The sequence below is a fragment of the Corynebacterium sp. TUM25020 genome (genome assembly GCF_056388495.1).
The window spans coordinates 432,805-458,769 of record NZ_JBWJFG010000001.1 but is presented as its reverse complement, the minus strand read 5'-3'; the positions used below and the strand labels follow the sequence as shown (position 1 = coordinate 458,769).

Sequence of the window (25,965 nt, the reverse complement as noted above, 5' to 3'; positions counted from 1 at the left end):
GGTCAGTGCTAACTACATGCCCGGACGCCAAGATCGCCCGGCGTCCTCGTTCCCGGCTTCGCGCTTGTAGTCCTCCATGGAGTCCTCAGCGCTGTGCGAGCTGCGACGTGCGGACTCCATTCGAGCGTTCGGGCTGGAAACCCCACGCTTGGCAGAACCACTGATCCTTTCGCTGGAGCTAACTGCAGTTGCCGCTGCGGCGTCATCATCTACCGTATCGTGAGCGCTCTCCTTGTCCATGGCGCTTTCAGCTTCCCCAGCTTCTTCGGCAACCACAGCGTCGTCTTCCTCCGCTGCAAGGGAACGAGCGCGCTCCACGCGAGCCTCGTGCTGCTTGTACTTCTTCTGACGCATCTTGAAGGTAACCAACAAAGGTGCGGCGAAGAAGATCGAGCTAAGCGTACCCGCGATCACGCCGATGAATTGCACCAATGCCAGATCCTTTAGCGTACCCACGCCCATGATTCCCACAGCTACGACCAGCAGAGAGGCGATCGGAACCAGCGAGAAGATGGAGGTATTGATGGAGCGCATAATGGTCTGGTTGATCGCCAGGTTTGTTTCCTCGGCATAAGTCGCACGGGTCGAGCCGAATAGTCCGGAAGTATTTTCCTGCACCTTGTCGAACACGACGACCGTGTCATATAGCGAGTAAGCCAGAATCGTCAGCAGGCCGATCACCGTAGCCGGCGATACTTCGAAGCCGATCAGTGCGTAAATGCCGGACACGACCGTAAGGTCAATCAGCAGACAGAGGATCGCGGAGATCGCCATGTCGCGCTCCATGCGCACGGCAATGTACAGGAAGACCACCAGCAAGAACACGCCCAGTGCAATGAGCATCTTCTTGGTAATGCTGTCGCCCCACGACTCGGAGACGGTGGAATCGCTAATTGCGTCCTGGGTTACCTCTCCGGCGTTGTTCTTCGGGTGATACTCGTTGAACAGTGCAGAACGAGCCTCGCGGATCTGCTCTTCGGACAGGCGCTCCGAGGTGATTTCGATGGATTCAGCGTCGCCGCTACCCACGGTTTGAGTAGCCTGCGGGGCAATTCCCGTGGCCTGTTCAAAAACTTCGGACACGCTGGATTCGGTGGCGCCACCAGCCGGTGGCATGGTCATGCGCGTGCCGCCTTCGAAGTCGATGCCCAGGCTGAAGCCGCGCACCACAATCGAAACCAGACAGGCTACGAGAACCGCAACGAGTACGCCATAGAGGCGCCCGCGGTTTTGTACGATACGGAATCCGCCGTTGCCGTTGTATAGCTTTTCGAAGAAACCACCGGCGTTTGCATCGGGAGCGTCTACTGGTTTGGTCTCTGTGGCGGAAAGCTCCGGGGCATTTTTAGCGCTCAAGGTGTCAGCCTTACTCATTTACTTCCCCTCCTTCTTCTTGGAGGTCGGGGTAACCTTCTCGTCGCTGTCTTTATCTGGTGACGCCTTTACGTCTGTCTCGTCGGCCTTTTCAGCCTCTGTTCGAGTGTCTTCCTGACTGTCCTGCTCGGCGTCCTCATCAGCGGAAGTCTCAGAGGATTTGCTCGAGGTCTTTGCGGCTTTGGAACGGAGAGCGTGTTCGTGCGGCTTGCGGCCGTATTTTCGCTCCGCCGCGCGGTAGGCGGCACCGAGGCCATTGAGCTTCGGCGAGGCGAAGAAACGTCGACGGGACATCAGGATCAGCAGCGGCGCAGTCAACAGGAATGCGACCAAGAGGTCGAACAAGGTCGTCAGTCCCAGGGTGAATGCGAAGCCCTTAACATCGCCGATCGCCAGGAAGTACAGGATCACAGCGGCAATCAGGGAGACGATATTACCGGTAACAATGGTGCTCCGGGCCCGCTGCCAGGCGCGTGGCACAGCCGAACGGAAGGTCGATCCATTGCGGATCTCGTCCTTGATCCTTTCGAAGTAGATGACGAAGGAGTCCGCGGTGGTACCGAGGCCGATGATCAGACCAGCGATGCCCGAAAGATCCAGGCTATAGCCGATCCAGCGGCCGAGCAGGACGATAAATCCGTACACCAGAGAGAAAGCGGCAATCAGCGAGAGAATTGCGACAAAGCCCAGGCCGCGGTAGTAAGCCAGGGCGTACAACCCCACGAGCACTAGTCCGACCAGGCCAGCGATCACGCCAGCCTTCAGCGATGCCGCACCCAGTGAAGGCGAGATCGTAGTGGTGGTACCACCTGGCTCGCCGTTTTCACCGACGAAGCTCAACGGAAGCGCACCGTAGCGCAGGTTGTTGGCGAGGTCTTGAGCTTCCTTTTCAGAGAAGCTACCGGTGATCTGGGAGACCTCCCCCGGAGGTGTTGGCGACTGGATCTGTGGTGCGGAGATGACCTTGGAGTCCAGGGTAATAGCCACGCGCTTGCCCATCATCTGCTGACCAAGTGCGTACCAGGTCTCGCCACCCGGGGTCTGGTCACCGGTCTTGAATTTGAAGGTGATGGCCATCTGTGCCGAGTTCGGCTGCAGGCCGCCAGTAATCTGCGAGTTCGTATCAATCATTTCGCCGGTCAGGCGCTCACCGTTCTTCTCGTCGGTTTCGCCCTTCAGTAGCGGCGCCGGCCCCAGAACCATCGGTCCCTGGTCACTACACGTAACCAACGGCTTGGCCGGGTCATCGGAGCCTGCCATCGGATCGTTTTTCTCGCAGTCCATCAGGGATCCGGCGGCCTGCTGCTTGTTGCCATCCGTGCTCTGGCGGTCTGCCTTGAGAATTTCTACCTGCTTATCGCGGCGTTCCTGCTCTTCCACGGAATCTTTTGGTTCCGGCAGGGGCTTGGACGTTACCTTCATCTTCTTAGGTGCATCCTTCAGCCCCAGCTGCGGGAAAGCCTTCACCATGCGATCCAGGCGCTCGTTGGCAAGATCCTCACTAATGATGCCTTGCTGCACCCAAGAGTTAGCCATCTTCTGCAGAACCTTCGGGAAGTCCTTGGTTGGTGCACCTGGCTGGGACTCCGGGCGGAACAGCAGCTGTGACGTCTTACCCAAAGTGCGGGCTTCACCCGCATCCTCGCCCGGCACGGTAATGACTAGGTTATTGCCGTCGGTCACCACCGAAGCGCCGGAAACGCCCATGCCGTTCACACGGTTTTCCAAAATGGTTCGCGCTTGATTCAGTTGCTCCGGGGTGGGCGTACCTCCCTGCGGAACCAGTGTCACGCGGGTGCCGCCCTGCAGGTCAATGCCCAGCTTGGGGCCGAAAGACTTATTGCCCGTGAACATGATTAAGCCCAGCACGATGAGGACGATCACCACAAACGCGGCAATCGCCCGCTTCGGCCACGCGAATCCGCTCCGCGCTGCTGTTCTCTTTTTCTTCTTTGCCACCGCTAAATTACTCCTGCAATCCGGCCGCGCATGGGGTGCCGCCGGTGTAGTAAAACATCTAACCCCGTGATACTAGCGCCTTGCCAGGGGTGTTTTAAACACCAGACACTGCTTAAAGCGCCAACTCTTGGGGGATTTTTGCCACGAATTTCCTTAGTCGTCGGTGTGGTTATCCGACTTTTCTACGTGGCGGTCAGTCAATTGAGTTTCCTGCTGGGAACCGGGTTCCACAGCATCCACGGTTTCCAGGATCGAGATCTTTTCCCAGGTGGTCACAACTCCCTTGGCGATCTCCAGATCAACCGTGGTCTCCCCCACGTGCGCTACGCGACCGTGCAAACCCGAAGTCGTCTTTACAACCATGCCCGGGCCCAGCTGCTCTTGGAAGTCACGAACCTGCTGTAGCCGCTTGTTCTGCTTGCGGATCTGAATCAGCGGCAAGCCGACAAAGACCAGAAGGACGAGGACAATAAGAATAATGTCATTTGGCATAGTGACAATCTTGCCATATCGCCCTACTCGTTCGACTACAGCCCGATGGTGCCCTCCGGCGGTTCTAATCCAATGTGTCGCCATGCCGCCGCAGTAGCCACTCGCCCTCGTGGGGTACGGCTCACCATGCCTGCCCTCACAAGGTAGGGTTCGCACACTTCTTCGACCGTGGACGGTTCTTCCCCTACCGCTAGGGCTAGGGTGTTGACGCCCACCGGCCCGCCACCATGGCCCTTCACCAGGGCTTCGATGACGGCTCGGTCGAGTCTATCCAGTCCGGACTCGTCAACGTCGAACACCAGCAAGGCAGCTCGCGCCACCTCCAGGGTGATCTTTCCGTCCGCATTTACGTCCGCGAAGTCGCGCACTCGGCGTAGCAAGCGGTTGGCAATTCGCGGCGTTCCGCGGGAACGCGAGGCAATCTCTGCTGCGGCGTCACCGTTAATATCAACGCCGAGGATCCCCGCGGCACGTGTGACAACACGGGTGAGATCCGCGACGTCGTAAAACTCCATCTGGGCAGTGAAGCCGAACCGATCTCGTAGCGGCCCGGTCAGCATACCCGCGCGGGTTGTTGCGCCGACCAGGGTAAACGGGGCGATCTCAATGGGAATAGAAGTTGCTCCTGGCCCCTTGCCCACGATCACGTCGATGCGGAAGTCCTCCATCGCCATGTACAGCATCTCTTCGGCGGGACGAGCCATGCGGTGGATCTCATCGATAAAGAGAACATCGCCCTCCATGAGGTTAGAAAGCATGGCGGCCAGATCGCCCGCGCGTTCCAATGCCGGACCGGAGGTCATGCGCAGGGAGGTGCCAAGTTCCTGGGCAATAATCATCGCCATCGTAGTTTTGCCAAGACCGGGCGGTCCAGCCAGCAGCACGTGATCCGGTGTGACTCCGCGAGAGCGGGCGCCGCCGAGCACCAGATCCAGCTGAGTGCGCACCTTCGGCTGACCGATGAACTCGTCCAAAGACTTAGGTCGTAGCGAGGTATCGATATCGGTGTCCCCAGAGGTTTCCTGGGGGTTCAGATCGGCGTTTTGAACGAAGCCACCTTGTGCGGTAGCTGCAGTTCCCGATGCATTTCCGGGGGCTGAGCTCATGCCAATACCTGGCGGTAGTTTGAATTCTGTCCGCTCGATGTCGCTCATGATTCTTTGATGCCTTCCCTATTGTCGGGCTTGTCCAGCTTGTCCGGCTGCCTATTTGATAGCTGCCAGTGAGGCTCGTAGAAGTGCGGAGGCATCCGGAGCCGACTGTTCTGGCCACTGCGCCAATACGTTCTCGACGGTACTCTGCGCCTTGGATTCGGTGAAGCCTAAGCCCGTGAGCGCCTCGATGACCTGCTCACGTACGCCGAAGGAAACCGCTTGCACATCAGCGGCAGCCCCGGTAGCCCCGGCAATACCCGCAGCAATGCCGTCGGCAATCTCACCGAGATCTGCAACCTTGCCCTTGAGATCCACCGCCATGCGCTCTGCCAAGCGCTTGCCCACGCCAGGAGCTTTTTGCAACGTCTTGTGGTCACCATTGGAAACAGCCAAAGCTAGTTCCTGTGGCGAAATCACCGACAAAATGGCCAATGCGAGCCGTGCTCCCACGCCGGAGACGGACTGCAACGTAGCAAAGGCACGTTTTTCGTCGCGATCTTTAAACACGTAGAGGGTTTGGGAATCCTCGCGCACCACCATAGCGGTGGTCACAAACACCTCCTCACCGCGTGGCAAGTCGCCAATGGTTGTGGCCGTGCCCATGCACTCATAGCCCACACCGCCACACTCGATGACTACAAAATCGAGACCTTTGTCAATGACGGTTCCGCGCAGCGATGCGATCATGGTTTCCCCTTTACTAGATGGTTCAACGGTGCCCTCCAGCAGTGGCATACGGCCAGTGCCAATGCATCCGCCGCGTCCGGTGGCTTTGGCGGTTCACTGAGCCCCAGGATGCGGGTAATCATGCGCGTCATCTGCCCCTTATCCGCCCGCCCATTGCCGCTGATGGACTTCTTCACCTCACTAGGTGTGTACATGTGCACTTCTACCCCACGCTTGGCCGCCGCCAGCATCAACACTCCGGAGGCGTGGGCAGTATTCATCACCGTAGACACATTCGACCGTTCAAACACGCGCTCTAGTGCTACAACGTGTGGTTGGTAGTCGTCGAACCATTGTTCTACCGCCTCAAAAAGCTTCTGCAGGCGCCGCTCCAGCGGCATGTCCGCTGGAGTGCGGACCACCCCCACAGCTACGGGATACACAGCCCGCCCCTTCCCCGCTTGCACTACGGAAAGTCCGCAGCGAGTCAGCCCAGGGTCGATCCCCATAACCCGCAGTCCCGCCAGCGAAGTCGGACCGCCGGCGGGACTCCCCCAGGCTGAATTGTGTGGAATACTCATCGTGCCACCAAGAATAGCACAGGTGTTCCAAAACTAGTCGTTAAGCTCCGCGAGTACCTCGTCGCTCAAATCCATATTGGTGAACACATTTTGTACATCGTCGGAATCTTCCAGAGCATCAATCAGGTTAAATACCTTCTTTGCGGTGGACGCATCCGCCGGAACCTCCATGGAGGCACGGAAGTCGAGCTCAACCGAGTCGTAATCGATTTCTGCTGCCTTTAGCGCGTCGCGCACCGCGTTCATATCGCTGGATTCACACACGACTTCGAACTTGTCGCCAATGTCGTTAACCTCTTCCGCCCCGGCATCCAGCACGGCCATCAGAATATCGTCCTCGCTGTACTCGCCCTTTTCGAGCACGGCCACACCCTTGCGCGTAAACAAGTAGGACACCGAGCCCGCATCGGCCATGTTGCCGCCGTTTTTATTCATAGCGGTACGTACATCGGTTGCAGCGCGGTTGCGGTTATCAGTCAGGCACTCGATCAGCATCGCTACACCATTGGGCCCATAACCTTCGTACATGACGGTTTCCCAGTTCGCGCCACCGGACTCTTCACCGGAACCACGCTTACGGGCACGCTCAATGTTGTCGTTGGGTACCGAGGACTTCTTGGCCTTCGTGATTGCGTCCTGCAGCGTTGGGTTCGCGCTGGGATCGCCACCACCGGTGCGAGCCGCCACTTCGATGTTCTTAATCAGCTTGGCAAATTCCTTACCACGCTTCGCGTCGTTGGCAGCCTTCTTGTGCTTAGTTGTTGCCCATTTGGAGTGGCCGGACATGTTCCTCTTTCGGTAGTCGGGTTTGTCTTTATCGAGTCCATACTAGACCCCTTCCGCACCGGCCCTGTCACACGCATCGTATTTTTTGGTGACGTCCTCTCACCGCACCACCACAGTTAGTCTGCTGCGCGGTGTTCCTCGACCATCCGCACAAAGTAGCTGTGCACCCGGTCATCCTCGGAAAGTTCCGGGTGAAAGCTACATCCCAGTACGTGCCCCTGGCGTACCCCGACAATAGTTCCATCTGGCAAGGAGGACACAACCTCGACACTATCGCCCACCTCCTCCACCTTGGGAGCGCGAATAAACACGGCCTCCACGGGCGTGTCGATATCTCCGAACGGCAGCTGCGTCTCAAAAGAATCCACCTGCCGACCGAATGCGTTACGTCTGACTGTGATGTCCATTGCGTGCAGACTGTGGGCGTCAGCACGAGTATCAAGAACCCGGTCGGCCAAAAGAATCAATCCAGCACAAGTACCGAACACCGGCAGGCCGTCGGCAATCGCGGCGCGCAGCGGCTCCAGCATTCCACCGAGCTCTAGCAGTTTGGACATGGTGGTGGATTCGCCGCCGGGAAGGATAAGACCATCCAGCCCCTCTAGGTGTTCGGTTCGACGCACAGCGCGAGCCTCATGACCCAAACGTTCAATGCTGCGCATATGCTCAACGAAGCCGCCCTGAACGCTTAGCACGCCAATAATCAATGTTCTATTGCTCCTTCAACGGAACCGACTGGGCACCTTCGCGCAGACTGCGGGTCAAACCCTCCTGAGTCACCACAGCCACAAGGTCACCCTCCTGGTTAAAGATTCTTCCGTGCGTCAGTGCTCGTCCGCCGTGTGCGGACGGGGAAATCTGGTCGTACAACAGCCACTCATCAGCGCGGAAAGGCCGCAGGAACCACATGGCATGATCCAGCGAGGCCTCCTGGAACTCCGCCGGACGGTGCGGTACCAGCGCCGAGGACAACAACGTCATATCCGACATGTAGGCCAGGGTGCACACGTGCAAGGTGTCCACATCCGGCAACCGGGTTTTAGTACGGAACCACACCACCTGCTGGGAAGCCGTGTACTTGTTGTGCTCGTAGTCTTCCGGAGGAACGATGCGAACATCCCAATCAGCCCACTCGTCGCGGAAAAGGCGCTGCACTCGACTCAGAGAATCGGTATCCACCACAATGGACTCCGGATCTGGCACTGCCCGCATCTCGTCGGAGTGCTGCGGACCATGATCGTTCCGGATGTGGAAGCTGGCCTGCATAATGAAAATTGCCTTACCGTCCTGCAACACCTTGACAGAGCGGGAGACAAAAGAGCGACCGTCGCGTACCCGGTCAACCACCATCACCGTCGGCACGTCGGGATTACCAGGACCTACAAAGTAGCCATGCAGTGAATGCACGCTGAACTCGTCACTCACTGTGCGAGTAGCCGCAACCAGAGCCTGCGCGGCAACCTGTCCACCATAGGTACGTGCCAACTTCGACGGCAGTGGACTGCCGCGGAAGATGTCGCGGTCGATGCGCTCCAGATCCAGGACATCCAGGATCTTCGGACGGTGCGGGCTCATTACCAGCCGCGCTCTGCCAGTCGGTGCGGCTGCGGGATCTCGTCGACATTAATGCCCACCATAGCCTCACCCAAGCCACGAGATACCTTGGCAATCGTTGCCGGGTCGTCGTAGTTCTGGGTGGCCTGCACAATAGCGCGAGCACGCTGCTCCGGGTTGCCGGACTTAAAGATGCCAGAGCCAACGAATACGCCCTCTGCGCCTAGCTGCATCATCATCGCTGCGTCGGCTGGGGTGGCGATGCCGCCAGCGGTGAACAGTACTACCGGAAGCTTGCCATTTGCGGCGACCTCGCGAACCAGCTCATAAGGAGCCTGCAGTTCCTTGGCTGCAACGTACAGTTCATCTTCAGCCATGGAGGTAAGGCGGTTAATCTCCGCGCGGATGGTGCGCATGTGGGTCACAGCGTTGGACACGTCTCCGGTGCCAGCTTCGCCCTTGGAACGAATCATCGCTGCGCCCTCGTTAATGCGACGCAGAGCCTCGCCCAGGTTCGTAGCACCGCAGACAAAAGGAACCTCGAAGTCGAACTTGTCGATGTGGTTCTTGTAGTCGGCGGGGGTCAGTACCTCGGACTCATCGATAAAATCGACGCCCAGGGACTGCAGAACCTGTGCCTCGACGAAGTGACCGATGCGTGCTTTAGCCATTACCGGGATCGAAACGGCGTTAATGATTCCTTCGATCATGTCCGGGTCGGACATACGAGAAACGCCACCCTCAGCGCGGATATCGGCGGGCACGCGCTCCAACGCCATGACGGCGGTTGCGCCGGCATCCTCGGCGATCTTTGCCTGCTCCGGGGTAACGACGTCCATAATGACGCCGCCCTTGAGCATGTCAGCCAGGCCACGCTTCACGCGAGCGGTGCCGGTGTTCGCAACAGGAGAATTAGTAGTCACGATGCTTAATGTCCCATCTTTGAAGAGTGTTAGATCGGTTCTAGTCTAACCTGTCTAGTTCCCGATCCCGCTATTGGGGATTGGCTTATTGGTCTTCCCCGCTGCCAGTCTCTTTCGGAGAATCCTGAGAAGCGTCTTGTGAAGAGCCCCGTGAAGAGCCTTGTGAAGACGAACCTTGGGAGGGCGCAGGACTAGAGAGTAATGCCTCGTAGTACTCCGGAAGCGGCGCACGACCTGCCAACCGAAGTCCACGCACCAAAGGACGAGTGCGCACGCTTAGGGTGTCAGATACTGCGTCATTGTAGAAACGCGCGGCCAGGTCTACCTTTGCGGAGGCTTCCAGAAAACTGGGGTTGGACCATACCTCCTGCTTGAGCACGCCAAGTAGTTCGTTTTCCACCTCACTGCGTGCCCCCATATCGGTAGCTCGCAGAGCCACCCGGTTCACCTTTGCTACTTCTTGCCCCAGTTCCGGCTGCAACGCAGCGATAACGCTAGAACGAGAGTGCAGCGCGCCCTCCAGGCTGACGCGAGCCGAGTCTGTGCGAATGTGCAGTCGATTCAGCCTGCTAGCCATTCCGGATGCCCAAATAGCGATGCAGACAACCAAGATCAGCACCAGCGAGGCGATAAATACCCACACGGGGAGAGTGATCATGCCAAAGTCACCTTTCTGCCTTTGACGGTCACAGTGTCATAGACCTGTTCCACCTGATCGGTCACCGTCTGCCAGTCGAAATCCACCGCTCGCGTCGAACCCGCTGCCACCAACGAATTCCGGGCGGCGTCATCGCGCAGCAACCCCACGGCCTTGTCTGCCAGATCAGCTGCCGAACCATTACTAAATAAGCGCGCGGAAGCACCGTGCTGCCCCACGGCTTCAAAAGCGGGGATATCGCTGGCAAGCACCGCGGCTCCGGCTGCCATACCTTCAACAAGGACGATTCCAAAGCTCTCACCGCCGGTGTTCGGCGCCACATAAACATCGCTGGCGCTGAGCGCACTGGCTTTGTCTGCGTCACTCACACGCCCGAGCACCCGCACGTGGGCGTCACTAGGCCCAAGCCCTACGGTGGCCGACAGCCCCAAATCCCTCACACGCTCCACCAGGGCATCCATATCTCCACCACCTGCGATTATCAGCTCTACCTGCGGAACTTCCGCAACGATGCGTGGCATCGCTTCAAGCAAAATCTGCAGTCCCTTACGGGGCTCTTCAAAGCGGCCGAGGAACATCAGACGCGGGCGGTGCTCCCCCGGCGAATCCAAACCGGCCAGAGGTTGTGCGCCGCGGTAAACATTGGTTTCCACCCCATTGGGAATAAGCACCGGGTCGCCAGCCAGGTTTTCGACCTGCCAGCGCCGTGCCTCCTCAGACACCGCAATGCCACCGTGGATACGCTCCAGGTACGGGCGCAAAAACGGCAGAGCCATTTTAAGAACCTTCGACTCACTGGCCGACGCATGATACGTCGCTACGATAGGCCCTTCGGCCACCGCCATAGCCATCATCGAATAAGACGGCGAATTCGGCTCGTGGATGTGCAGCAAATCAAACTGATTGTCACGGATCCACTGCTTTAGATGTTTCTTTGTACGCGGACCGAAACTCAAACGCGCAACGGAACCGTTATAGCGGATAGGAATACTGGAACCGCCCAGTTCCACGAAATCCGGCAATCCATCAGCTGACTTACCCGGCCCGATCAGACTTACCTCGTGGCCGCGCTTCCGCAGCTCAGTACAGAGGTCAATGGCGTGAATCTGCACGCCGCCCGGTTCGTCAAAGGAGTACGGGCACACCATCCCGATTCTCATGCGTCCTCCCCTGGTGACTCTTCCAACCCGAGACGCTGTCGCCGAGACTGTGAGAGATCCGCAAACCACAGTGGCTGTAGCAGGTGCCAATCCTGCGGATCCTGGGCGATTCCGCGAGCAAAATTATCGGCCATTTCCTGCACTATCTGCTGCAGAGTCTGCCCGTCTACTGCCACCGGTGTAACCTCGTGCTCCCAGGTTTCGGGGCCACCGCGCCGTACCGGAGAGGGATCCGTCGAGCCCCCGCGGAAGGCAACTCGAGCAGTGAACAGATTCGCCCCGGTGCGCTGTGCCAACAATGCAGCACCAGCTGGCATGGAGGTCTTTTCCCCAAAGAACTCCACTTCCACCCCGCGCCCAGTCAGATCCCGTTCCCCCATGAGGCACACCGTCCCACCGCCGCGCAAGACTTCCTCCATCTGCTCCAGCGGCGGCACCGCCGATCCGGTCAGCGCAATGATCTTAAACCCAAGAGATTCCCGGTACTCCACAAATGCCTCGAAGAGGCTCTCCGGCTTCAGCCGTTCTGCCACAGTTGTGAAGGTGCCATAGTGGTGGACCAGCCATACTCCGGCCATATCCCAGTTACCGGCGTGTGGCAGTGCGATCACCGTCCCGCGTCCCGATTGCGCGCTGGCATGCAATAGTTCAAGGGACCCCGGAACGAAGTTGCGGTTAAGTTCCTCAGCCAACTCACGCCCCGCCATCGCAGGCAGTTGGAAGGCCTCGCGCCAATAGCGCATATAACTGCGCATGGAGCGACGAACGAGGTCGCGCGTCACGTTTTCTGGTCCGACGACGCGGGCGAGGTTGCGGCGGAGTTGTTCTGGCCCCTTGCCTTTTTTGGACGCCACGTCTGCGCCCCATTCAAACAAAACCTTCGCCAATGGCTTCGGCAACCTGGAGGTCACCTTCCAACCCGCGATATATGCCGCGGCAGTGAGCTTCTCCTTCACTTGTTTCCACCCCCATCCGACGGAAATTCCCGGGCTCCCTCGGGTGCGGCGATGGTCTGAGATGCGGCGTCGGAACGAGCGACGATAACCAAACGCTCGATGACCGTATACAGCGAGCCGGCAGCTAGGATCCACAGTCCCCACGCCAATACATGGGGTATCCCTAGCCCGCCGAGGCCCACGGCCACCAACGAGATGATGAGGCGTTCCGGCCTCTCAACGAGGCCGCCAACAACCTTGATCCCGGAGGCTTCGGCGCGCGCCTTTACATAGCTGGTGACTTGGCTGGCAACGAGGATCACCAGACAGACAGCCATCATGACCTCGTTGGTGGGATCCTGCAGGCCAAACCACAGCACCAGTGCACCGAAGATGGCGCCGTCGCTGAGACGGTCACAAGTGGCATCAAGGGTAGCGCCGAAGCGGGTACCTCCCCCGCGCATGCGCGCCATAGTGCCGTCCACCATATCGGTGGCGACGGTGAGCCCGATCAGTACCGCGGCCGCGAAGTGGTGATCCGTGGGGATGAGCCAGAGTGCGAAACCAATCGCCAAGAGGGTTCCGAAGATTGTCACTGCATTTGGGGAGATCCCCAGCTTGTGCAGTGTCCGGGCGATCGGTTCAATGATGACCGCGGCGGGACCGCGGCCGTGCACACTAAGCATCGCTGAAGTTTTTCTCCCTTAAAAATCGTGACACGCTAGTCGGCGGAACGAGTGATTCTTTCCCAAGCTTCGGCCAACAGTGCGCGCGTCCCCCGCAGCGTCTGCGGCAGCACTTTGGCACCCGTCATGACTGTCATGAAATTAGCATCACCGACCCACCTGGGCACTATATGTTGGTGCAGGTGTGTCGGAATTGAGCCGCCGGAAGCTTTGCCCAGATTGAGTCCGACATTCACTGCATCGGGCTTCGATACAGCTCGCAGAGCCTTAAGCGCAGTTTTCGTAAACTCCGCTAGCTCCGCGGTTTCTTCATCCGTTAGCTCGGTGTAGTCGGCAACCTGGCGATAAGGAACCACCAGCATGTGCCCGGGGTTATAGGGGTACAGATTCAAAACGCAGTACACCGACTGACCACGGGCGACGATCAGGGCGTCCTCATCCGACTGCTCGGGCAGCGTCGAAAAAGGATCCGCAGAGCGTGTCGTCTTCGCAATGTACTGGGAGCGGTACGGCGCCCACAGCCGCTCCAAGCCGCCTTGCAGGTCCGGTTGAGAGCCAGCGCCCTCGTCGATGTACGCGTCTGCCACTGCGGCCTTCCTCCTTATGCCTCCGCCAACGGCTGAACCAGTTCCGCGCTGGGCTGATCGTTGCGACGTTCGCTGATCCAGGTGGAGATGATGCGCAACGCAACATCGCGCGGAACGCCGTTGACCTGAGTGCCGTCCAGGAAGCGGAAGCTCACTGCTCCCGCCTCTACGTCCCGGCCACCGACCAGCAACATGAAAGGAACCTTGCCGGTGGTGTGGTTACGGATCTTCTTCTGCATGCGATCATCGGAGGTATCAACCTCGGCGCGAATGCCCTTCGCACGCAGCTCGGCGGAGAAGTCCTCGAGATACTCGTTGAACTCGTCCGCGACGGGAATGCCCACAACCTGGTGTGGGGCGAGCCAGGCCGGGAAAGCACCTGCGTAGTGCTCCAGCAGCACGCCAAAGAAACGCTCAATGGAACCGAAGAGGGCACGGTGAATCATGATCGGGCGCTGCTTAGAACCATCCGGGGCGGTGTACTCGAGGTTGAAACGCTCCGGCAGGTTGAAGTCCAACTGCACGGTGGACATCTGCCAGGTACGTCCGATGGCGTCGCGAGCCTGTACAGAAATCTTCGGGCCGTAGAAGGCTGCACCTGCCGGGTCCGGAACCAGCTCCAGACCCGACTTGGTGGCCACACGCTCCAGGATCTCGGTGGAGCGCTCCCAGATCTCATCACTGCCGACGAATTTGTTCGGGTCCTTAGTGGATAGCTCTAGGTAAAAGTCGTCCAGGCCGTAGTCGCGAAGCAGGGAAATGATGAACTCCAGCACCGTGGTCAGCTCTTGCTCTAGCTGATCCTCAGTGCAGTAGATGTGGGCGTCATCCTGAGTAAATCCACGAGCGCGAGTCAGGCCGTGGATCACGCCGGACTTTTCGTAGCGATACACAGTGCCGAACTCGAACAAACGCAATGGCAACTCTCGGTAAGAGCGACCGCGTGAGGCAAAGATCAGGTTGTGCATCGGGCAGTTCATCGGCTTGGCGTAATAATCCTGCGCCGGCTTGGTGACATTGCCCTCCTCGTCGGTTTCCCCGTCCAGCTGCATGGGTGGGAACATACCGTCGGCGTAGAAGTCCAAGTGGCCGGACTTCTTAAACAAGTCGCCCTTGGTGATGTGCGGGGTATTAACGAAGCTATAGCCGGAGGCAATGTGGCGCTTTCGGGAGTGCTCCTCCATCTCCAGACGCACAATTCCGCCAGCTGGGTGGAATACCGGGAAGCCCGATCCGATCTCATCCGGGAAGCTGAATAGATCCAATTCCTGGCCCAGGCGACGGTGATCGCGCTTTTCTGCCTCGGCCATCATCGTCTGGTAGTCGGCCAGCGCTTCCTTCGATTCCCACGCAGTGCCGTAAATACGCTGCAGACCGGCCTTGGACTGGTCACCTCGCCAGTAGGCAGCGGAGGAACGCGTCAATGCAAAGGCCGGGATGTAACGAGTGGTGGGCACGTGCGGGCCACGGCAGAGGTCGTACCACTCAACCTCGCCGGTGCGCGGGTTGACGTTGCTGTACGCGGTCAGCTCACCAGACCCGACCTCGACGGCTTCGTCGGAATCCGGATCCACATTGCCCTTATCGGCAATCAGCTCGGTCTTAAAAGGCTCTTCCGTGTATTCGGCACGGGCCTGCTCGACATCTCCATATGCCTTACGTTCGAACTTCTGGCCAGACTTGATGATCTTCTTCATCGTCTTTTCCAGCTTGTTCAAATCCTCCGGAGTGAAGGGCTCTGGAACCTGGAAGTCGTAGTAGAAGCCGTTGTCGATGGCAGGGCCGATACCTAACTTGGCACCAGGGAACTCCTTTTGCACAGCCTGCGCCAAAACGTGGGCGCAAGAGTGGCGAATGACCCCTCGCCCCTCGTCGGTGTTGGCTGGAACGGCAGTAACCTCAATGTCCTGCTCCGGAGCCCACGAAAGGTCGCGCAACTGGCCCGCGTTGTCCCCCTCAGCTTCCTTGACACAGACAATGGCCTCTGGCCCCTTGTTCGGCAACCCCAGCTCGCGCATTGCGGCGCCGGCGGGTGTGCCGGCTGGCACTCGGAAGGTAACGGGTGCTTGATTCGCTTCGGCGGCTGGGTTGTTTGCGGGGGTACTCACTTGTAGATCGCGCTCCTTCTCGGGCTTTCAGTGACGGTCACATACCTGGTGACAGTCCTCAACGACCGTAGATTCTACCCCTCTAGGAACTGCTGGCCCCAGTACGCCCCGTTTTGGGTGCCAGGTAGTACCCAGAACACCGCCGATCCCACGTGAGTAATCCACTTATTCAGGCGATCCTTCTCTGCCAACCGCTTCTGCAGCGGCGTAAAAGCTTCGTCGGGATCGGCCTGGAAGCAGATGAAAATCAATCCGCTGTTGCCCAGAGGGGTGATCTCGTTGTCCCAGTTGTAGGCGCGACGTCGGATACGCGTCCCCTCACCGGCACTGATTCCGACGTGGCTGCGCTCGTCAATCAACGGCAGGCCGTCTTCACCAGTCTTGTTGAGGTCCACTGGGTCGAATTCATCTTTGCCTCCCAGGGGTGCGCCGGTATCCACGTGGCGCCCAAAGACGATCTCGCGCGACTGGCGATCCAGCATCTCCCATGCGGGCATATCGAAGACAATGCGACGTACCACCATGGCGCTGCCGCCCTGGTCGTCCCAGATGGATTCGTCGTATTCCTTGTCTGTTCGGGGGATGGCAGTGCCGTCCTTGAATCCCAACAGATTGCGGGGGGTTTCGCCGGTAGGCGAATCGACAAATCCGCGCTGGGTCCACTTCGGCGTCGCATAATCGCGTCCGCCGCGAGTAAGTACGCGCGCTGCATGGCTGACCGCCGTTAAGTCGTCACCGCAGATCTGCAGTACGACATCGGCGGCACCAAAATCCTCATTGAGCCTGTCGCCCTTGAATTTGGGAAGCCCGTTGAGGTTCTTCTTCACCCAGGAAGGCGCCTCACCCATCAAGCCTGCATCCTTGATCAGCTTCGGCCCCCACCCCATTGTCACCGTTAGGTTCTGCGGGGCGACGGTTAGCTCATGCTCAAGATCTGCCAGAGCGGTCTCGCCCTGCGTCATTGAGCGGGCATCACCAGTCCAAATCCGCATCAAGCGATTCAAGTTTTTCTTAAGTCCGCCGTTCGGCAAGCCCTCTCTCTTGAGATCGAAGGCCACAACCAGTGCGTGGGTCTGGGAATCTTCCTGGATGCCTGCTTGGTGCGGGCCGTCGAAGGTGATCTTTCTTATTGACGCCTCGTCTCCAGCGGAATCACTTCCAGTCGAAGCATTGGAGTTATCCGTAGTGTTGCAGGCTGCCAGTACCGATGCAGCGCCGGTGACTCCCAGCCCTGCAAAGAAGCCCCGTCGGGAGAGCTTATGGCTCATGGCGGGCTTAGAGGCTGTGGGCTCGGGATTCGAAGCATCAAAAGAAATAGAGCGCGAATGTACGGGGTCAGACATGGCGATTAGTGGTTGTGCTCGTGCATGTGCTCGTGATCATGCATGCCGTCCATTTCGCCACTCTTCTCGGCACCCTTCTCGCCACCACTGTGGTCGTAGTGCTCGTGGGTGGACTGCTGGACGCGGACCGGAATGTTATCGAGCTTGTATTCCTTGCCGTCTTTGTCCACGAGGGTCAGATTTAGAGAGTCACCGGCGGAGAGTTCTTCCTTGACCTCCATGATCATGATGTGGTCGCCACCTGGTTCGAGCACCTTGTCCTCGCCAGCTGGAACAACGAACTCGGAGACCTGCTTCATCTTGCCGTCCTTATCGACGGTGTGCAGTTGATAGTCGGCTCCTTCGATGTCACCCTTTACCTCGGAAATCGAGATGTCCTTGTCGCTGCCATTGTGCAGGGTGCCGAAAGCTGCGGTCATCGACTTCTCGGAGCCCTTAGCGGTGACGTAAGCATCGCTAATCTTTAACTCTTGATTGTCGCTCGCTTCACTCGCGCCGTCCTTAGCTGCGGAGGACTCAGCCGCTGAAGTCGCTGTAGAGGAATCCTTCTTGTCTTCCCCGCTATCGGAGCATGCGGACAGAACCAAAGCACCACTTAGTGCGATGGCAACCATGGATGCAGCGCGCTTCTTGGAAGCGTTGAGGGAGGTCAGAGACATAACGAACCTTTCGTTCAAAAAGGCGTTGGGAGCCTGCCACCATCACTCCCCGACCCGGGGTACGCCCCGGGACGGACAAGTTGTGCGAACCCTAGTGGTTCGCGTGCTGGTTGGCAGCACCCGACGCGGATGCTGCGCCGGAGGCGGTTGCCTCGGCGGAATCGGTGGCCATACCGTTCATCTCAGACTCCTCAGTCTGGAGATCAGACTCAGAAGCAGACTCCGGAGCGGACTCAGATTCATTGGAGTCCGTCGCTGCTTCCTGTGTGGACTGAATGCTCGGGGTGGCCGGACCGGTGGTTGCGGTGTCCTCGCGCGTGCCGCCATCGTTCTCATGCGGAGGGGTGCAGGCGGAAAGTGCAAGGGCAGTAGTCAGAGCCAGTGCGGCGGCGGTTACAGAGCGGAACTTCTTCACGGGAATTCTCCTGATCAGGTAATCGTCAACTATTCATGAGGCAAAGAATTTCTAGTCTTTCTTCACATCACGAAAGCGTGCGATGGCGATTGCCAAAGCACCTACAATTACGACGATACCGCCCAGGGGCAATAACCAGGAAGGAACACTCGGAGACTGCTCCCCCTGTGCCCCCTCCTTTGATTCACTCCCCGTATCGGAATTGTTGTCGCCACCTTCAGCCTGGAGAGTGAACTCCACGCTGCCGCGGGTCGAGTGACCATCGGAGCTAGTGATCTGGTAGCCCACGATGTACTTCCCGTTTTCCTTCTCAGCCTGCACGTCCTGCGGGACGTCCAGGCTCAGCTCGCGACCATCCGCTTTCGGCTCTCCACGGAACAGCACTTCACCATCGCGGGACAACGCGAGGGTGTTGAAACCGTCCTGCGGTTCGCCAGAAAACTCCAAAACGAGTTTTTCCGGCAGATGGTCAACCGTGGAGTTGGCCTCCGGGTTCGACTTCAGCACCACATCATGGGCCAAAGCTGGAGAGCTGACCCCAACGGAAGCGACTGCGACCGCACCTGAAACTGCGAGGGCGCGGGCGAGCGGGCGTCCAAAAGAAGAAAAACGGCGAGGCATGTAAACGGTGAACCTTTCTGTCACGACACTGCTTACACCTTAGCGCCGAAGCCTGAAACCCTTTTGCCGGGCACACGCTTCGATCGCTGGAGAGGTAGTCGTGTGAGTAGTCGCAAAGGTTCCCAAGCATGCACGCGTGGGGGCGAATGCTGGGGGTAGGAATGCAAAAACCGCCCAGCGAGATTGCGCTAGGCGGTGTGCATGGTGGTCCCAACTGGGTTCGAACCAGCGACCTTTCCGGTGTGAACGGAATGCTCTTCCACTGAGCTATGGAACCTTTAGGCTATGTAACCTTAAGCGACCTTGCTGACCGCTGGGAATGAAAGTTACCACCAGCGAACCGCCAAGACCAAAAGCGGTTTGGCCGTAAATTTCATCTATGTAGTTCTAGAGCACCTAGTATGCCTCCTAAACCTCCACCAGAGGGCTTATCTACCTGGTGATTTGTGAACTGCAAGACTAACAGGCTAGTGTTTGTTGTCGCAGCAACGATGCATTGCTCTTGAATGCAAAGCAGAGTGACTGTGAATGCGGATGTAGCGCAGTTGGTAGCGCATCACCTTGCCAAGGTGAGGGTCGCGAGTTCGAGTCTCGTCATCCGCTCCACGCTCAAGCCCTTTCAGGCGGCTTGGGTTGTCGTTTTAGCGCGTTTAGCTCAGCGGGAGAGCGCTTCCCTGACACGGAAGAGGTCACTGGTTCGATCCCAGTATCGCGCACGAGCAGTCGCCGTACTGTTACGGTGGTTGATCAATGCGGATGTAGCGCAGTTGGTAGCGCATCACCTTGCCAAGGTGAGGGTCGCGAGTTCGAGTCTCGTCATCCGCTCCACGGTTCACTAAAGTGGGCCACGAGCAAGATTCTTTCTTGTCGCGGTGGAATGGCTGAGTGGCTTAGGCAACGGTCTGCAAAACCGTGTACACGGGTTCGATTCCCGTTTCCACCTCCACATTCTTTACACATAGTGAACTTTAAAGGCGCGTTTAGCTCAGCGGGAGAGCGCTTCCCTGACACGGAAGAGGTCACTGGTTCGATCCCAGTATCGCGCACGAGCAGTCGCCGTACTGTTACGGTGGTTGATCAATGCGGATGTAGCGCAGTTGGTAGCGCATCACCTTGCCAAGGTGAGGGTCGCGAGTTCGAGTCTCGTCATCCGCTCCACTTTTTTAAAAGGGGTCTCGAGCCCCTTTTTTCGTTTACTACCTGCGGCGTGGCAGGGAGCTTGGTGTAGTATCCGAGGCTAAAATCTACCGGCGATGAACGCCGAAAAAACAAGCTCCACCCGCGTAGACACTTCCCGGCTGTTGTGCTGGGTCTTCTGGCCTTTGGCCGTGATGACTTTTATCCACCGGGTGTTTGTGCTCCCATGGAATGCGCGGGCAACTGATGACTTTGGGACGGTCATCTCGGCTCTGTACAAGTTCCGTGCTCACGAGGCCATCTATGATCAGGACTATTCGTCAACGGATCCGCACTACCTCTACTCCCCCGGGGCTACGTTGCTACTGAGTCCGCTGTCGATAGTGCCCAACGTCGATGCTGCGCGTGCACTGTATGTCTTCGCCAATGGTGTGGCGGCGGTGCTGGCGGTAATGGTGCTCACGAAGTTGTTTAATTTCCGCTGGAGTTCCTGGGTGCTGCCGGTAGGCATCTTCTTTCTCTTTAGCACCGAGTCAATCTCCAACACCCTGAGCTTCGGCAATATCAACGGCGTACTACTTCTGGCACAATCCCTTTTTCTGTGGCTGCTACTTAACAACCGCGGTCTGCTGGCTGGGCTAGTTATCGGATTGGCCATCACCGTGAAACCGCAGTTCTTGCCCCTACTGTTCATCCCGCTTATGCGGCGTCAGTTCTCTGCAATTGCAGGTGGCGTGGTAATTCCGATCATTCTCAATGTCATTGCTTTCCCTCTGACCAATAACGGTGGCGATTACGTCGACAAGCTACTGCCCTATCTCGGTGGCGTACGCGATTTCGCGAACTCCTCCATTCCCGGCGTCGGCGTGTATTTCGGGTTCCCCGACTGGACAATCTGGTTGTGGCGAATTCTCGCCGCTATCTGCGTGGTCGTCGCCGTCGCCATGCTGCTGCGCTTCCGCGATCGCGAGCCGGTAATGTGGGCGACCACTACGGCTGGGGTGTTGCTTACCGGTGTATTCCTTATCAGCGGCCTGGGACAGATGTACTACTCCATGCTGCTCCTTCCGATGATTTTCACCGTGCTGTGTTCCCGCTCCATCATGCACAGCCCCATGGCCTGGCTAGGCGTTTATTTCTTCTTCAGCCTCGATACCTGGTCCTCCGACCGTTGGGTGAACTACGGACGCGTGGCGGAATACACGCGAGGCACAATTGGTTGGTCTCTATTGATCTTCACTGCCGCGGTGGTTTCGGTGCTCTGGTTTATTGGGGATCGACGCCACAACGTCCACCCCTTGGGAGATCTACACACCAATGGCCTTTTCTACCGGGATAGATCCCCCCGCACCTCGGTAAAAAAGCACAACAGAAAAGCCACAGGTTCAGTCAAGAAGGAAGCAGAAGAAAAGACTCATGGTTGAACTCAACCCCACCACTGATTTCCGCGCTCTTACCGACGAGGAGTGGCGCGATCGTCTCTCCCCTGAGGAATTTGCAGTACTGCGCCAAGCCAGCACAGAGGCGCCTTTCAAGGGCGAATACACGGATACCGAAACCGAAGGTATCTATGCCTGTAAGGGCTGTGGCGCGGAGCTTTTCCGCTCGACCGAGAAGTTTCACTCGCACTGCGGTTGGCCAAGTTTCTTCGATCCAAAGGACTCGGACGCGGTCATCACCCGCGTCGACGACTCCTTGGGTATGCGTCGCATTGAGGTGTTGTGTGCCCGGTGCGAAAGCCACCTAGGTCACGTGTTTGAAGGTGAGGGTTACCCCACCCCCACCGATTTGCGCTACTGCATTAACAGCATCGCACTGACTCTGAAGCCAGCTGCGCACTAGTCCCGGCTAGCCTGGTTCAGGTTGGGCTAATCTAGGCCGATCCGATCTAGCCACAGGCTATCGGGTTCTTCTCAGTGGACTTTAGGCCAGCGATTCCACGAAGGTTGCCAGCTCTTCCTTGGAGCCATTAATGCGACGTCCCGTAAAGAACGGGATTTCCTCGCGCACGTGGTGGCGCGCCTCCGTGTAGCGCATCTTGTGCATTAGTTCGACGATGCGCTCCAATGTCGGAGACTCAAAGGCCAGAATCCACTCGTAGTCGCCCAGTGCAAAGGCCGGGACGGTGTTCGCACGGACCTCGTCGAAGCCGAGAGCGGCCTTGCCGTGCTCGCGCAGTAGGCGGGAACGCTCGGCGCGCTCCATGGTGTACCAGTCGTAGCTGCGGACGAATGGGTAGACGCAGATCCAATCGCCCGGCTCCTCGCCCATGATGAAGGACGGCAGGTGGGCCTTGTTGAATTCGCTCGGGCGGTGCAGACAAGTGTTGGACCACACCGGCTCGCAAGCCTGTCCTAGCTTGGTTTCCTTGAGGAAGCGACGGTAGGCAACCTGCAGATCCTCCATCTTTTCTGCGTGCCACCAAATCATGACGTCAGCCTCGGCGCGCAGTGCGGACAGGTCGTAGACGCCGCGGATCACCAGGTCCTCATCCTCAAAGGAATCAATGAATGCCTGAAAATCAGCAGCTACCTCCGAGCGATCCCCCAGCACGCCAGGCTCGATCTTGAAGACCGAGTAGGTGGCGAAGCGAACGACGGCGTTGAGACGCTTGATTTCCTGCGCGTTCAGTTCAGTCATGGTGTTTAGCCTCTTTAGCCTTTCTTGATATGTGCTCGCGCGCTGCCCGCATGACGCGGGACAGACGCATGTGAAATCGAATTTACGCCACTTCTGTGGCTCAAGGGTTTGGCCGTGGCCGGGGTCATGCCATCTCGCGGATAATCTCCCGCGCGGCCTCCACACCGGACGCTGCGGACGCCGGAACGCCCACACCGTTAAGCATGGAGCCAGCCAGCGCCAGTCCGCGAATGCCCAATACCTCGTCGTAGGCCTGGGAGATAGCCTCCATATATCCCACTCCGTAGCGTGGCAGGCCACCCCACCATCGCTGGACGAAATACTCTTCTGGGTTCTTCCGCTCACCGGTAATCCGCTCTAAATCCTCCACGGCGAAGCTGAGCAGTGCACGGTTATCGACGTCTAAGTGCCAGGGATTATCGAAGCTGCCGAAACTTGCGCGAACGAAGGCTCCCCCGCGTTCGGCAAGGTGCGGCCACTTACGAGACGAGAACGTGAAAGCCTTTGCCTCAGTGGGAGCATCATTGCCCAGCAGCACACCGGAGCGTTCTGGAATGCCGTGGGAAGATGCCATGCGCATGCCAACGACAACGCTGCTGGCAAGATCGATTTCTCCCAACACTTCCGCGGCCGTGGGCGCCATGTACTGCAGGATCGCCGATGCCGTAGGGGCGGGAGTGGCAACGATCACCGCGTCGAACTCTCCGATCGGGTCGATGTAATAGCCGTTGCGGGTTCGGCCAATGGATTCGACGCCGGTGTTGCGCAGCACCTCCGGGTCGGCGTGACGCACGAGCGCGTCTACCAGGCTGGCATAGCCACCCTTGAGGCTGCGGAAAACGGGCTTGGGCTTTGTCCCATTCGCCTCCTTCTGCGGGGCTGGGCGCTGCGACAGGATGGAGTCGACGGCGTCGACTAGGAAGAAGGATTCCCCGGCACTACCGCGCCTATCGAGTTCCTCCGCCAGCTGTGGCAACGTAGCGCGCACACCCAAGTCAAAAGCATTGCAGGAGTACACCCCGCCCAATAGAGGGGACACCAAACGATCAACCACGATGCGGCCTAGACGGGCCTCCACAAGCTGCCCCACAGAGGTGTCCTGTCCCGGCGTCCACGTCATCGGTTGGCCATTGCGCTCCGCGTCGACGCGCGCAGCGCCGGCGGCACCGACTACCTCCACCACATCCTCGCCACGCGAGGGAATCCCCATTAGCGTCCGACGTGGAATGTCCACCAGCGCCCCATCTACAAAGAAGCCGCTGGGCAGGCCGGAGGGAACGCACAACTGATCTCCCAAGCCCACGGATTCAATCAGCTCCGTAAAGTCGCCACGGAAACCCAGATACGCCTCAGCTCCCATATCCACCGGACCGTTGGCATAATTCACGGTCTTCAGCTTGCCGCCCAGACGGTCGTAGGCCTCAGTAAGCAAGATTCGCGCGTTCGGCCCCAACTGGCGTCGCAACTCCCAGGCTGCGGAAAGCCCGGCGATGCCGCCGCCGATGACAGCTACTCGAAGTCCCTCCAATCCGGACGTATCTAGCTTTTCAAAGTGGCTGGAAAACTCATTGGCTTTCATCGCTTGTGAACCTCCTCAAAGGCACGGGTGATGGCATCGGGGTCGGTATTCGGCAGAACTCCATGGCCGAGGTTAAAGATGTGGCCCCGCGCCTGACCTCGTTCGATGGCTCGGTCAACCTCGGCACAAATGCGGGCGATCTCGCGGGCAACCACCTCTGGTCCGGCGAACAACATCGCCGGGTCCAAATTGCCCTGGAGAACCTTGGCGCGACTGCCGGGTTCCGCGGTCGGATCCGCTTCCTGCAATGCAGCGCTGATACGGGTAGCGGCGGAATCCATTGGTACTCGCCAATCCACGCCTACGACATCCGGCCCCGCCAGCGCCATATCCCCCAGCAGCTCCCCCGTCCCCACACCGAAATGAATCATTGGAATGCCATAGGGGCGCATCGCATCGAAAATCTGGGTGGAGTAAGGACGCACAAACTCTCGATACTCACGTGCAGAAAGGTAACCAGCCCAGGAGTCGAAGAGCTGCAAAGCATCCACGCCGGCCTCCGCCTGAGCCTGGAGGAAGCGGATAATAGTGGGCGTCAATCGGCGCATTAAGGCATGCCACGCATCGGGGTTCGAGTGCATAAGAGACTTCGTGACCTCGTGGTTCTTGGACGGTCCACCCTCAACTAGGTAGGAGGCCAAAGTAAAAGGCGCACCCGCGAAACCAATGAGAACCTGGTCGTCTCGCAAACCGTTCAGAACGCCCCCAATGCCCTCAACAATTTGTTCTAATTGGTCGGGTTCAACAATCGGCAAAGCGTCAACTTCCGCCGCGGTACGCACCGGGTGTTCCACGACTGGCCCGCGTCCGGCGACGATGTCTAGATCCACGCCTGCGGCCTTCAGCGGCACCACAATGTCGGAAAACAGAATCGCTGCATCGGCATCGTGCCTGCGCACTGGCTGCAGAGTAATTTCTGCCAGCAGCTCAGGGTTAAAGCAGGATTCCAACATTCCATGGTTCTTGCGGATCTCACGGTATTCGGGCAGCGAGCGTCCGGCTTGACGCATCATCCAGATCGGACGACGGCTCGGGGTCTCTCCCCGCGCGGCGGCGAGAAACGGTGCGTCCTTGTGGGCTCGACGCCGCGCCTCCGCGGCAGCAAGATCAGGCTGGATGGTGTAATCGCTAAGCTCACTCGTCATAAGTGCCATTATGCCAGCGCCTCACTAAAGCTCGGGAATCTCGGGGACACCCCTGCGACCAATAGCCGGCAGACATTCACAACCGTTGTCGGCGCGCCTCACAAATGGGACAAACCTTAAAGGCTAGGTTTAGGCCTTGTGAGCCAAGAGACTGAGATTCCAAAGTACTTCCACGAAGCCGTGCGCTCCATGTCGGAAGCACAAGTGCGTCGCGGCATTAGCGTCGGAGACATCCGCCCGCCCCGCAACCTCGCACCCCTCAGCCACGCCATCGGCCTCGAGGTGCTACCCGCCGAAGAAGACCCCGAAGACGGTACCGGCACCCCCGCCGGTGACGCTTTCGGCCGCCTGATTCTGCTGCATGACCCGCAAGGCGATGAGCAGTGGAAAGGCAAGAAGATGCGCATGGTCGCCTACATCCAAGCCGACATGGATGCAGCCGTCGCCTCTGACCCATTGCTACCTGACGTGGCCTGGGATTGGCTCAAGGAGCAGCTCGATTCCCCTGAGTGTGAATACACCGATCTCGGTGGCACGGTAACTTCCACGGCGTCCGTCCGCTACGGCGATATCGGCGGCCCTCCACGAGCCTTCCAACTTGAGCTTCGCGCCTCATGGACCGCTAATGGATCTGACCTCACCGGACATGTCAAGGCCTTTGCAGAGGTGCTGGCTAATGTAGCTGGCCTGCCTCCAGAAGGCGTCACCGCATTGCCCTTTGGCACCCGGACCGCTGGTACCGCCGCCGCAGCAAACGACTCTTAAAGCCTCGCGCAGCCTGTTAGGACAGCGACTTATTGCTA

26 protein-coding genes and 7 tRNA genes are annotated in these 25,965 nt (G+C 58.6%); 9 read left to right on the top strand and 24 right to left on the bottom strand.

Annotated elements, in window-relative coordinates:
• Positions 1-12: 12 nt before the first annotated feature.
• The 21 genes from secF to AC05K6_RS01970 form a co-directional block, all read right to left on the bottom strand.
• Positions 13-1,374, bottom strand: coding sequence for a protein translocase subunit SecF (gene secF / locus AC05K6_RS02070; protein WP_293791545.1), 1,362 nt, complete (start codon positions 1,372-1,374; stop codon positions 13-15).
• A complete protein-coding gene (secD, locus tag AC05K6_RS02065; protein WP_293791546.1) occupies positions 1,375-3,333 on the bottom strand; it encodes a protein translocase subunit SecD in 1,959 nt (652 codons plus the stop codon).
• 153 nt (positions 3,334-3,486) lie between these two features.
• Positions 3,487-3,825, bottom strand: coding sequence for a preprotein translocase subunit YajC (gene yajC, locus AC05K6_RS02060; RefSeq protein ID WP_293791547.1), 339 nt, complete (start codon positions 3,823-3,825; stop codon positions 3,487-3,489).
• Between the two features lie 35 nt (positions 3,826-3,860).
• Positions 3,861-4,979 carry a Holliday junction branch migration DNA helicase RuvB gene (gene ruvB / locus AC05K6_RS02055; protein WP_476727619.1) on the bottom strand — a complete coding sequence of 373 codons (1,119 nt, stop codon included), beginning with the start codon at positions 4,977-4,979 and terminating at the stop codon, positions 3,861-3,863.
• 51 nt (positions 4,980-5,030) lie between these two features.
• Positions 5,031-5,666, bottom strand: coding sequence for a Holliday junction branch migration protein RuvA (ruvA, locus tag AC05K6_RS02050; RefSeq protein ID WP_293791549.1), 636 nt, complete (start codon positions 5,664-5,666; stop codon positions 5,031-5,033).
• Entirely contained in the window at positions 5,663-6,226 is a 564-nt protein-coding gene (gene ruvC, locus AC05K6_RS02045; RefSeq protein ID WP_476727618.1) for a crossover junction endodeoxyribonuclease RuvC, read from the bottom strand. The genes ruvA and ruvC overlap by 4 nt, the downstream gene beginning before the upstream one ends.
• Positions 6,227-6,259: 33 nt before the next feature.
• Positions 6,260-7,012: a YebC/PmpR family DNA-binding transcriptional regulator gene (locus AC05K6_RS02040; RefSeq protein ID WP_476727617.1), complete on the bottom strand. Its 753-nt coding sequence runs from the start codon at positions 7,010-7,012 to the stop codon at positions 6,260-6,262.
• A 116-nt stretch (positions 7,013-7,128) separates the two neighbouring features.
• On the bottom strand, positions 7,129-7,719 hold the full coding sequence (pdxT, locus tag AC05K6_RS02035; RefSeq protein WP_476727616.1) for a pyridoxal 5'-phosphate synthase glutaminase subunit PdxT: 591 nt from the start codon (positions 7,717-7,719) through the stop codon (positions 7,129-7,131).
• A gap of 4 nt (positions 7,720-7,723) precedes the next feature.
• Positions 7,724-8,587: an acyl-CoA thioesterase gene (locus tag AC05K6_RS02030; RefSeq protein ID WP_293791553.1), complete on the bottom strand. Its 864-nt coding sequence runs from the start codon at positions 8,585-8,587 to the stop codon at positions 7,724-7,726.
• A complete protein-coding gene (pdxS, locus tag AC05K6_RS02025) occupies positions 8,587-9,489 on the bottom strand; it encodes a pyridoxal 5'-phosphate synthase lyase subunit PdxS (RefSeq protein WP_293791554.1) in 903 nt (300 codons plus the stop codon). The genes AC05K6_RS02030 and pdxS overlap by 1 nt, the downstream gene beginning before the upstream one ends.
• An 85-nt stretch (positions 9,490-9,574) precedes the next feature.
• Entirely contained in the window at positions 9,575-10,147 is a 573-nt protein-coding gene (locus tag AC05K6_RS02020; protein WP_476727615.1) for a hypothetical protein, read from the bottom strand.
• Complete coding sequence (locus tag AC05K6_RS02015) at positions 10,144-11,307, bottom strand: glycosyltransferase family 4 protein (RefSeq protein WP_293791557.1); 1,164 nt, start codon at positions 11,305-11,307, stop codon at positions 10,144-10,146. The genes AC05K6_RS02020 and AC05K6_RS02015 overlap by 4 nt, the downstream gene beginning before the upstream one ends.
• A complete protein-coding gene (locus AC05K6_RS02010) occupies positions 11,304-12,263 on the bottom strand; it encodes a phosphatidylinositol mannoside acyltransferase (protein WP_476727614.1) in 960 nt (319 codons plus the stop codon). The genes AC05K6_RS02015 and AC05K6_RS02010 overlap by 4 nt, the downstream gene beginning before the upstream one ends.
• Positions 12,260-12,928: a phosphatidylinositol phosphate synthase gene (gene pgsA, locus AC05K6_RS02005; RefSeq protein ID WP_293791559.1), complete on the bottom strand. Its 669-nt coding sequence runs from the start codon at positions 12,926-12,928 to the stop codon at positions 12,260-12,262. Before pgsA ends, AC05K6_RS02010 begins: the two co-directional genes overlap by 4 nt.
• Before the next feature lie 35 nt (positions 12,929-12,963).
• Positions 12,964-13,515, bottom strand: coding sequence for an HIT family protein (locus tag AC05K6_RS02000; protein ID WP_476727613.1), 552 nt, complete (start codon positions 13,513-13,515; stop codon positions 12,964-12,966).
• A gap of 14 nt (positions 13,516-13,529) precedes the next feature.
• Positions 13,530-15,533, bottom strand: coding sequence for a threonine--tRNA ligase (gene thrS, locus AC05K6_RS01995; protein WP_293791568.1), 2,004 nt, complete (start codon positions 15,531-15,533; stop codon positions 13,530-13,532).
• Between the two features lie 164 nt (positions 15,534-15,697).
• Positions 15,698-16,891, bottom strand: coding sequence for a Dyp-type peroxidase (locus AC05K6_RS01990; RefSeq protein WP_476727612.1), 1,194 nt, complete (start codon positions 16,889-16,891; stop codon positions 15,698-15,700).
• 80 nt (positions 16,892-16,971) lie between these two features.
• The gene (locus tag AC05K6_RS01985) at positions 16,972-17,625 is read right to left on the bottom strand and encodes a copper chaperone PCu(A)C (RefSeq protein WP_476727611.1); all 654 of its coding nucleotides are present in this window, start codon (positions 17,623-17,625) and stop codon (positions 16,972-16,974) included.
• 91 nt (positions 17,626-17,716) lie between these two features.
• A complete protein-coding gene (locus AC05K6_RS01980; RefSeq protein WP_476727610.1) occupies positions 17,717-18,040 on the bottom strand; it encodes a hypothetical protein in 324 nt (107 codons plus the stop codon).
• 51 nt (positions 18,041-18,091) lie between these two features.
• Positions 18,092-18,685, bottom strand: a complete 594-nt coding sequence (locus AC05K6_RS01975; RefSeq protein ID WP_476727609.1) for a copper resistance CopC family protein — start codon at positions 18,683-18,685, stop codon at positions 18,092-18,094.
• A 178-nt stretch (positions 18,686-18,863) separates the two neighbouring features.
• A tRNA-Val gene (locus AC05K6_RS01970) sits at positions 18,864-18,938 on the bottom strand.
• A 253-nt stretch (positions 18,939-19,191) separates the two neighbouring features.
• Between AC05K6_RS01970 and AC05K6_RS01965 the strand changes: the two genes are divergently transcribed.
• From AC05K6_RS01965 to msrB, 8 genes are all read left to right on the top strand, one after another.
• Positions 19,192-19,267, top strand: a tRNA-Gly gene (locus AC05K6_RS01965).
• Between the two features lie 38 nt (positions 19,268-19,305).
• Positions 19,306-19,377, top strand: a tRNA-Val gene (locus tag AC05K6_RS01960).
• A 36-nt stretch (positions 19,378-19,413) separates the two neighbouring features.
• Positions 19,414-19,489: transfer RNA gene (locus AC05K6_RS01955), tRNA-Gly, on the top strand.
• A gap of 43 nt (positions 19,490-19,532) precedes the next feature.
• Positions 19,533-19,607: transfer RNA gene (locus tag AC05K6_RS01950), tRNA-Cys, on the top strand.
• A gap of 28 nt (positions 19,608-19,635) precedes the next feature.
• Positions 19,636-19,707, top strand: a tRNA-Val gene (locus AC05K6_RS01945).
• 36 nt (positions 19,708-19,743) lie between these two features.
• A tRNA-Gly gene (locus tag AC05K6_RS01940) sits at positions 19,744-19,819 on the top strand.
• Positions 19,820-19,914: 95 nt separating this feature from the next.
• The gene (locus AC05K6_RS01935; RefSeq protein WP_476727608.1) at positions 19,915-21,222 is read left to right on the top strand and encodes a glycosyltransferase family 87 protein; all 1,308 of its coding nucleotides are present in this window, start codon (positions 19,915-19,917) and stop codon (positions 21,220-21,222) included.
• Positions 21,215-21,640, top strand: coding sequence for a peptide-methionine (R)-S-oxide reductase MsrB (gene msrB / locus AC05K6_RS01930; RefSeq protein ID WP_448308284.1), 426 nt, complete (start codon positions 21,215-21,217; stop codon positions 21,638-21,640). Before AC05K6_RS01935 ends, msrB begins: the two co-directional genes overlap by 8 nt.
• Positions 21,641-21,721: 81 nt before the next feature.
• Here msrB and hemQ read toward each other — a convergent pair whose 3' ends face one another.
• From hemQ to hemE, 3 genes are all read right to left on the bottom strand, one after another.
• Positions 21,722-22,438: a hydrogen peroxide-dependent heme synthase gene (gene hemQ / locus AC05K6_RS01925; protein WP_448308283.1), complete on the bottom strand. Its 717-nt coding sequence runs from the start codon at positions 22,436-22,438 to the stop codon at positions 21,722-21,724.
• A 124-nt stretch (positions 22,439-22,562) separates the two neighbouring features.
• Complete coding sequence (hemG, locus tag AC05K6_RS01920; RefSeq protein WP_448308282.1) at positions 22,563-24,017, bottom strand: protoporphyrinogen oxidase; 1,455 nt, start codon at positions 24,015-24,017, stop codon at positions 22,563-22,565.
• Entirely contained in the window at positions 24,014-25,171 is a 1,158-nt protein-coding gene (gene hemE / locus AC05K6_RS01915; RefSeq protein WP_476727607.1) for a uroporphyrinogen decarboxylase, read from the bottom strand. Before hemE ends, hemG begins: the two co-directional genes overlap by 4 nt.
• 129 nt (positions 25,172-25,300) lie before the next feature.
• Between hemE and AC05K6_RS01910 the strand changes: the two genes are divergently transcribed.
• Positions 25,301-25,927: a DUF3000 domain-containing protein gene (locus tag AC05K6_RS01910; RefSeq protein ID WP_293790300.1), complete on the top strand. Its 627-nt coding sequence runs from the start codon at positions 25,301-25,303 to the stop codon at positions 25,925-25,927.
• Positions 25,928-25,965 lie beyond the last annotated feature (38 nt).

What these genes read in the sequence shown, in the direction of transcription:
- secF (WP_293791545.1), bottom strand. Translation starts at nt 1,374, where the DNA reads ATGAGTAAGGCTGACACCTTGAGCGCTAAAAATGCCCCGGAGCTTTCC.
- yajC (WP_293791547.1), bottom strand. Translation starts at nt 3,825, where the DNA reads ATGCCAAATGACATTATTCTTATTGTCCTCGTCCTTCTGGTCTTTGTC.
- ruvB (WP_476727619.1), bottom strand. Translation starts at nt 4,979, where the DNA reads ATGAGCGACATCGAGCGGACAGAATTCAAACTACCGCCAGGTATTGGC.
- ruvA (WP_293791549.1), bottom strand. Translation starts at nt 5,666, where the DNA reads ATGATCGCATCGCTGCGCGGAACCGTCATTGACAAAGGTCTCGATTTT.
- ruvC (WP_476727618.1), bottom strand. Translation starts at nt 6,226, where the DNA reads ATGAGTATTCCACACAATTCAGCCTGGGGGAGTCCCGCCGGCGGTCCG.
- AC05K6_RS02040 (WP_476727617.1), bottom strand. Translation starts at nt 7,012, where the DNA reads ATGTCCGGCCACTCCAAATGGGCAACAACTAAGCACAAGAAGGCTGCC.
- AC05K6_RS02030 (WP_293791553.1), bottom strand. Translation starts at nt 8,587, where the DNA reads ATGAGCCCGCACCGTCCGAAGATCCTGGATGTCCTGGATCTGGAGCGC.
- AC05K6_RS02020 (WP_476727615.1), bottom strand. Translation starts at nt 10,147, where the DNA reads ATGATCACTCTCCCCGTGTGGGTATTTATCGCCTCGCTGGTGCTGATC.
- AC05K6_RS02015 (WP_293791557.1), bottom strand. Translation starts at nt 11,307, where the DNA reads ATGAGAATCGGGATGGTGTGCCCGTACTCCTTTGACGAACCGGGCGGC.
- pgsA (WP_293791559.1), bottom strand. Translation starts at nt 12,928, where the DNA reads ATGCTTAGTGTGCACGGCCGCGGTCCCGCCGCGGTCATCATTGAACCG.
- thrS (WP_293791568.1), bottom strand. Translation starts at nt 15,533, where the DNA reads ATGCGCGAGCTGGGGTTGCCGAACAAGGGGCCAGAGGCCATTGTCTGT.
- AC05K6_RS01990 (WP_476727612.1), bottom strand. Translation starts at nt 16,891, where the DNA reads ATGAGCCATAAGCTCTCCCGACGGGGCTTCTTTGCAGGGCTGGGAGTC.
- AC05K6_RS01985 (WP_476727611.1), bottom strand. Translation starts at nt 17,625, where the DNA reads ATGTCTCTGACCTCCCTCAACGCTTCCAAGAAGCGCGCTGCATCCATG.
- AC05K6_RS01935 (WP_476727608.1), top strand. Translation starts at nt 19,915, where the DNA reads ATGAACGCCGAAAAAACAAGCTCCACCCGCGTAGACACTTCCCGGCTG.
- msrB (WP_448308284.1), top strand. Translation starts at nt 21,215, where the DNA reads ATGGTTGAACTCAACCCCACCACTGATTTCCGCGCTCTTACCGACGAG.
- hemQ (WP_448308283.1), bottom strand. Translation starts at nt 22,438, where the DNA reads ATGACTGAACTGAACGCGCAGGAAATCAAGCGTCTCAACGCCGTCGTT.
- hemG (WP_448308282.1), bottom strand. Translation starts at nt 24,017, where the DNA reads ATGAAAGCCAATGAGTTTTCCAGCCACTTTGAAAAGCTAGATACGTCC.
- hemE (WP_476727607.1), bottom strand. Translation starts at nt 25,171, where the DNA reads ATGGCACTTATGACGAGTGAGCTTAGCGATTACACCATCCAGCCTGAT.